This is a genomic window from Citrobacter sp. Cpo103, from assembly GCF_030332605.1.
In the GTDB taxonomy this organism is placed as follows: domain Bacteria; phylum Pseudomonadota; class Gammaproteobacteria; order Enterobacterales; family Enterobacteriaceae; genus Citrobacter; species Citrobacter portucalensis.
In genome coordinates this window covers 1-765 of record NZ_JAOWHO010000011.1, presented here as the reverse complement: position 1 = coordinate 765, position 765 = coordinate 1, and the positions used below count along the sequence as shown (strand labels likewise).

Here is a 765-nt window from a genome sequence, read left to right as displayed (position 1 = left end):
ACCCGGTGATTCATGCCAGCATCCATACCACGGACGAGCATGGCAACGAAATGACGGCGGTGACGAAACACCACGTTGGGCTGGATCTGGACGCCAGCGCCATTATCGAGATCGATACCGTTGCAGGCGATGACATTATCAGTAAGGCAGAGTCCGATCTGCATACCACCACCATCACCGGGCCGGTCGGCGGCGACGCGCATAAAGGCAATGACGTCACCTTAACCTTCAATGGCCAAACCTATCATGGCACGGTATTTGAACGGCCTGATGGCTCTCTGGGCTATAGCATTCCTGTCAGCACCGACAACCTGCAGGATGGCAGCGACCAGAAGGTTTATGTCTCCATCTCAACCGTTGACAAACACGGCAACCCAGCAACGGCAACAGCCGAGCATGCGGTGCATATCGATCTGCACGCTGAGGCAACCATTACGGTTGATGATGTGACTGCCGATAACACCCTGAACCATAGCGAGCTGAATATGGCTCAGCAAATCATCTCCGGCACCGTCGGCGGGGATGCGAAAGTTCACGATGTTGTCAGGCTTGAGATCAATGGCCGCACGTTTACGGGTGAAGTCATTACGCTGAATAACGGCAAACTGGGCTACCAAATCCCGGTCGACCCGTCGGCGTTCAGCGACAACCAGGGCGACCAGGATAAATATGTCAACATCAGGGCGACGGTTGTCTCGTATGATGCGGTAGGCAACGAAGTGACGGCGATCAGCGACCACGACGTGCATATCGACAACTTTGCGG

Annotated in this window: 1 protein-coding gene; it reads left to right on the top strand. The window is 55.0% G+C overall.

Going from position 1 to position 765, the window contains the following annotated elements; genetic code table 11:
- A partial coding sequence (locus tag OGX89_RS00060; protein ID WP_279893325.1) for an Ig-like domain-containing protein occupies positions 1 to 765 on the top strand: 765 nt, incomplete at both ends.